Genomic DNA, 5,014 nt, shown 5'->3' on the forward strand with positions numbered 1-5,014 from the left:
GCGCAGGACATGGGCCTGACGCCGGTCAAGCACATTCTCGGCGGTTACACCGCCTGGAAGGCGGCCGGCCTGCCCGTGGAGCCGGGGCAGAAAAAGAAGGCTGACTGATTACAGTCTTCCGCAACACTTGGAATCGACCCGATGGTTTTCTGGATAGCGAGCGCGGTTGGATTGGCGGTCGCCTATCTCCTCGGTTCGACGCCCTCCGGCTATCTGGCCGGCAGACTGCTCAAGGGCATCGACATACGCGAGCACGGCTCCAGGTCGACCGGCGCGACCAATGTGCTCAGAACCTTGGGCAAATGGCCTGCGCTGGCGGTGCTGCTGGTCGATGTGCTTAAAGGCGCGGCGGCGATCGTGTTTGTCCGCTGGTTCTATCCCTGGTTCTACGCGATATCGTCCGCCACGCCGCCGACGGCGCTTGAACTGCAAGTCTGGGTGCCTTGGACCGTATGCCTGGCCGGACTTGCCGTATTGCTCGGCCATGGCCGGTCGGTCTGGCTGAATTTCACGGGCGGAAAATCCGCAGCGACAGGGTTGGGCGTGCTGCTGGCAATGTCCTGGCCCGTGGGATTGGGAGCCGCAACGGCATTTGCCGTCACGCTCGCTCTTTTCAGGATCGTTTCCCTCAGCTCGATGCTGGCGGCACTGACGGCTGTCGCACTGGTCTGCGGGCTGGAGCAGCCATTGCCCTATCGGTTGCTGGTGTTTGCAGGCAGCCTCTACGTGATCCTGCGCCACCGCGCCAACATCCAGCGGCTGCTGGCCGGAACGGAGCCCCGCCTAGGTCATGGCAGCCCGAGACAGGGCGCGGCACGGCCCTAGTGCAAGGTCGCTTCCTGCTGCTCCGCCACGAACCCCACCGCGTGCGCGACAACATCCCTGTCGGCGAGGATGCGGCGGTGGCCAAGCCCGTCGGCCCAGTGCAGGTGGACATGCTTGCCGGCGCCCGCGTAACGCTTCGCATGGTCGGCATGAACTTCGCGATCGTCCGGCGCGTGGATGATCAGCGTCGGCACCGGCGCCTCCGCAAGCTGGCGATCGCCGGTGAAATCGCTGAGCGGCCGCCCGGAAAGGTGCTTCACCCGGTCCGCCATGGCGACGCGGGAACGCGGCCCGACATTCATCATGTCGCTGAAATCGTCGAAGATCGCAGGCAAGGAGCTCGGCGCGGCAATCAGCACGAGCTTCTGCGCCTTGAGCGGCGGCATGCCCTTGACCGACGCCGCAACCGCATTGGCGGCGATCGCGCCGCCGAAGGAGTGGCCGACTATCGCCGCAAAGGGTCCGAACCATTCGCCTGCGACGCGCGCCGCGTCCACCGCGTTCACCATGTTGAGGTGGCGGCCAAGCGAATGGCCATGCCCTGGCAAATCGAGCGAGACGACCTTGTAGCCGGCGCCGCGAAACCCTTCGATCAAGGCGCGCATATATTCGGTGCGCGAGCGCCAGCCATGGATGACGAGCACGGTGCCGCGCGACTCCCTGCCCGGCTCCGGGCGGAATTCGTGCACGGCGACGCAGTCCGTCCTGGTCTTCAGCCGGTGATGGCGCGCCTCGGCCATGAAGGCTGAAGCGCGTTCGACGGCCCGGCGTTCGCCGTCGCTCAAGGCCTTGACGCTGGGTGTCCGGCAAAACAATTCGAACGCGGCGCGGCCGCTAAGACGCGGCGCAACATGCTCGGCCGCGCCGAAAACGCCCCGGATGACCTTCATTCCAAATGATGCCATATTGGCAGTCCATCCATTCGTTCAAGCATGAACATAATAGTTCAAACATGAACATTAAGCAAGAGCTGCCCTGGGACAATCCTCGCTTTCGCAACTGGGTTGCGGTGGCGCGCGCCTGCCATGTGCTGGAGCGCACGCTGGCGGTGAAGCTCGCCCCGCTCGACCTCAAGCCGGCGCAGCTCGACGTGCTGATGAACCTCTACCGCCACCCCGGCATGTCGCAGCACGACCTTGCCCGAAAACTCCTGGTCGGCCGCTCCAACGTCACCATGCTGTTGCCGCAGCTCGAGACGCGCGGACTGGTGCGGCGCGAGGGCGACGAGAAGGACAAGCGCGTGCTGCGGCTCAACCTCACCGAGGCGGGCGAGGCCCTGCTGATGAAGGCGCTGAAGGTTCACATGGCGCTGATCGAGAAGGCGATGAGCCAATCGACGCCGGAACAGTGCGACATGATCGGCGAGCAGATGCGCAAGATCGCCGACGTGCTGAAGGAAGCCTGAGCCGGCTTCCGATCACCACATCGTCTTCTTTGCTCTCTCCGGCCATTCCTGGTCGTACTTCTGGCCGTCGATATTCTTGCGGCTGGTAACCTCGAGGATCTGGCCGGGCGTCGGCAGCGACTTCGGGTCGACATGCCTGGCCGGGTTCCAGAGGTCCGAGCGCACGATGGCGCGGGCGCACTGGAAATAGACCGTGTCGACAGCGATGACGGTGACCGAGCGGGCCGGCTTGCCGTCGACCACGAAGGACGCGCAAAGCCCGGCATCGGTCGTGATATGCGCGCGGCCGTTGATGCGCAGCGTAGTGCCGGAGCCCGGCACCAGGAACAGCAGCCCGACGCGCGGATCGCGAATGATGTTCTTCAGCGAATCGGCGCGGTTGTTGCCTCGCCTGTCCGGCATCATCAGCGTCTTGGCATCGACGATGCGCACGAAGCCGGCGAGATCGCCACGCGGCGAGCAGTCGAGCCCCTCGGGCCCGCTGGTCGCCAGCGCCACGAAGGGCGAGGCCTCGATGAAGGCGGCATATTCGGGAATCACATGGTCGAGTTCCTTGACGACCGAAGCTTCGCCCGGCAGCCCGTAGAGGGCCTCGAGCTGTTCGACGGATGTGATGCGCGACATCTTCTTCGCCTCCTGATCTTTTGCCGGCGCTACGCCAGGTCCATGACGCCTTGACGACAGCTGACATTGGATTGCGATGCCAGGCTAACGGTCCCGGCTCAGCCCCTTCTCGGCCAACTCGGCAAGATAGGCGTTCCAACGCTCATCCTTTTCGTGGCCGAGCGTATGCAGATAGTTCCAGGTGAAGATGCCGGTGTCGTGGAAATCGTCGAAGGTGATGCGCACCGCATAATTGCCGACCGGCTCGATCTTGAGGATCGCGACATTGCGCTTGCCGGGGACTGTCACCCGCTGCTCCGGCGAATGGCCCTGCACTTCCGCCGATGGCGAGGCAACACGCAGGAGCTCCGCCGGCAATTCGAAGGGTTGGTGGCCGGGAAAGGTCACGGTCAAGAGCTTGCGGTCCTTCGAGACCCTTAGTTCCTTCGGCGCGGTCATGGCTGGTCCTGTCTAGAGACGGATGATTTCAGGTCGAATCGACCTGAAATCTGAATCCGTCTCTAAGTCAAAGAGATAGAGCATGATGTCGTCCGAAAAACCGCTTCACACTTTTCGGCATCATGCTCTGGTTGCGCCCTTCCCTACGCCGCTTCGCGCGATCCGAAAAGGATCATTAGGAAGCAGCCGACACGCGATGTCGGTCGGGGAATGTTACCAAAGATCAAGACCTTCTATCTTGAATGCGGCGCTGGATCGTATCACATAGCCGTATATAACGACGCCGCTCAGGCCACGGGAAACGCTTGCAATGGACATGATCGACCCCTTCGGTCGCACCGTCAGCTACCTGCGCGTGTCGGTCACCGACCGCTGCGATTTCCGCTGCACCTATTGCATGGCCGAGGACATGACCTTCCTGCCGAAGAAGGATCTGCTGTCGCTGGAAGAGCTTGACCGGCTCTGCAGCGTTTTCATCGAGAAGGGCGTGAAGAAGCTGCGGTTGACCGGCGGCGAGCCGCTGGTGCGCAAGAACATCATGCATCTGGTGCGCCAGCTGTCGCGGCATCTGGCGAGCGGCGCGCTGGACGAATTGACACTGACCACCAACGGCTCGCAGCTTTCGCGCTTCGCCGCCGAGCTCGCCGATTGCGGCGTCAAGCGCATCAATGTCTCGCTCGACACGCTCGATGCCGAAAAATTCCACCAGATCACCCGCTGGGGCAATCTCGGCAAGGTCATGGAAGGCATCGACGCCGCGCAGAAGGCAGGGTTGAAGATCAAGCTCAATGCCGTCGCGCTGCGCGACTTCAACGACGCTGAGATCCCCGAGATGATGCGCTGGGCGCATGGCCGCGGCATGGACCTCACCCTCATCGAGACCATGCCGATGGGCGAGATCGACGCCGATCGCACCGACCAGTATCTGCCTCTGTCGCTGCTGCGCGCCTCGCTTGAGCGACAGTTCACGCTCTCCGACATCCCTTACAAGACCGGCGGCCCTGCCCGTTATGTCCATGTCTCGGAGACCGGCGGCCGGCTCGGCTTCATCACGCCGATGACGCATAATTTCTGCGAAAGCTGCAACCGCGTGCGGCTGACCTGCACCGGCACGCTCTATATGTGCCTCGGCCAGGAGGACGCCGCGGATCTGAGGGCACCGTTGCGCGCCTCCGAAGGCAACGAGCTGCTCGACGCGGCCATCGACGAGGCCATCGGCCGCAAGCCCAAGGGCCATGATTTCATCATCGACCGCCGCACCAGCCGTCCTTCGGTATCGCGGCATATGAGCGTCACCGGCGGCTGATTTTTTTCACGATTTGGTGCAGGATCACCTTTGGTCATCGACCAGGGGGTATCATGCAGCATCTTCGTCGCATCGGCCTGTTTTCCGCGCTTCTGTTCCTGACGACAACGGCGCAGGCCAAGCCGTTCACCTATGTCAACGCGCGGTTCGGCACCGTGTGCACTTTCCCGGACCAGATTTTCAGCAAGCGCATGCCCGAGCCGGAAAACGGCGACGGCCTTGAATGGCAAAGCGCCGACGGCGCCAGTGTGGCCTGTTACGGCGGCTACAATGCACTCGACGACACGCCCAAGAGCCTCGTCGAGAACGAAAAAGCCAGCCCGGGGCCAGGGGAAAAAGTCACTTACTCCAAGACCGGCAAGAACTGGGCGGTCCTGTCGGGTACGAAAGGCGACAAGATCTTCTATCGGCGGTCC

Annotated in this window: 7 protein-coding genes and 1 pseudogene; 5 read left to right on the top strand and 3 right to left on the bottom strand. The window is 63.0% G+C overall.

Going from position 1 to position 5,014, the window contains the following annotated elements; translation table 11 throughout:
• Both EOD07_RS38625 and plsY read left to right on the top strand, forming a co-directional pair.
• Positions 1-108: pseudogene (locus EOD07_RS38625) on the top strand (rhodanese-like domain-containing protein); the annotation flags it as partial.
• Positions 109-141: 33 nt separating this feature from the next.
• Entirely contained in the window at positions 142-825 is a 684-nt protein-coding gene (plsY, locus tag EOD07_RS22015) for a glycerol-3-phosphate 1-O-acyltransferase PlsY (RefSeq protein WP_127236969.1), read from the top strand.
• On the opposite strand, the gene EOD07_RS22020 is transcribed toward plsY, so the two are convergent.
• Complete coding sequence (locus EOD07_RS22020) at positions 822-1,730, bottom strand: alpha/beta hydrolase (protein WP_127236970.1); 909 nt, start codon at positions 1,728-1,730, stop codon at positions 822-824. The genes plsY and EOD07_RS22020 overlap by 4 nt on opposite strands.
• A 47-nt stretch (positions 1,731-1,777) precedes the next feature.
• Between EOD07_RS22020 and EOD07_RS22025 the strand changes: the two genes are divergently transcribed.
• Positions 1,778-2,230 carry a MarR family transcriptional regulator gene (locus tag EOD07_RS22025; RefSeq protein WP_040982799.1) on the top strand — a complete coding sequence of 151 codons (453 nt, stop codon included), beginning with the start codon at positions 1,778-1,780 and terminating at the stop codon, positions 2,228-2,230.
• A 12-nt stretch (positions 2,231-2,242) separates the two neighbouring features.
• Here the strand turns inward: EOD07_RS22025 and EOD07_RS22030 are convergent, their stop codons facing one another.
• Together EOD07_RS22030 and EOD07_RS22035 are read right to left on the bottom strand one after the other, a co-directional pair.
• Positions 2,243-2,854: a pyridoxamine 5'-phosphate oxidase family protein gene (locus EOD07_RS22030; protein ID WP_127236971.1), complete on the bottom strand. Its 612-nt coding sequence runs from the start codon at positions 2,852-2,854 to the stop codon at positions 2,243-2,245.
• A gap of 84 nt (positions 2,855-2,938) precedes the next feature.
• A complete protein-coding gene (locus EOD07_RS22035; RefSeq protein ID WP_041006636.1) occupies positions 2,939-3,292 on the bottom strand; it encodes a DUF971 domain-containing protein in 354 nt (117 codons plus the stop codon).
• Positions 3,293-3,602: 310 nt separating this feature from the next.
• Here EOD07_RS22035 and moaA point away from each other — a divergent pair, with 310 nt between their 5' ends.
• Positions 3,603-4,598: a GTP 3',8-cyclase MoaA gene (moaA, locus tag EOD07_RS22040; RefSeq protein ID WP_127236972.1), complete on the top strand. Its 996-nt coding sequence runs from the start codon at positions 3,603-3,605 to the stop codon at positions 4,596-4,598.
• A gap of 53 nt (positions 4,599-4,651) precedes the next feature.
• Positions 4,652-5,014: hypothetical protein (locus EOD07_RS22045; protein WP_127236973.1), on the top strand; the 363-nt coding region annotated here is incomplete at its 3' end.

The organism is Mesorhizobium sp. M2C.T.Ca.TU.002.02.1.1 (genome assembly GCF_003997225.1).

Excerpts from the sequence above, each read along its gene's own strand:
- EOD07_RS22025 (WP_040982799.1), top strand. The coding sequence starts at position 1,778 with ATGAACATTAAGCAAGAGCTGCCCTGGGACAATCCTCGCTTTCGCAAC.
- EOD07_RS22020 (WP_127236970.1), bottom strand. The coding sequence starts at position 1,730 with ATGGCATCATTTGGAATGAAGGTCATCCGGGGCGTTTTCGGCGCGGCC.
- plsY (WP_127236969.1), top strand. The coding sequence starts at position 142 with ATGGTTTTCTGGATAGCGAGCGCGGTTGGATTGGCGGTCGCCTATCTC.
- EOD07_RS22035 (WP_041006636.1), bottom strand. The coding sequence starts at position 3,292 with ATGACCGCGCCGAAGGAACTAAGGGTCTCGAAGGACCGCAAGCTCTTG.
- EOD07_RS22030 (WP_127236971.1), bottom strand. The coding sequence starts at position 2,854 with ATGTCGCGCATCACATCCGTCGAACAGCTCGAGGCCCTCTACGGGCTG.
- moaA (WP_127236972.1), top strand. The coding sequence starts at position 3,603 with ATGGACATGATCGACCCCTTCGGTCGCACCGTCAGCTACCTGCGCGTG.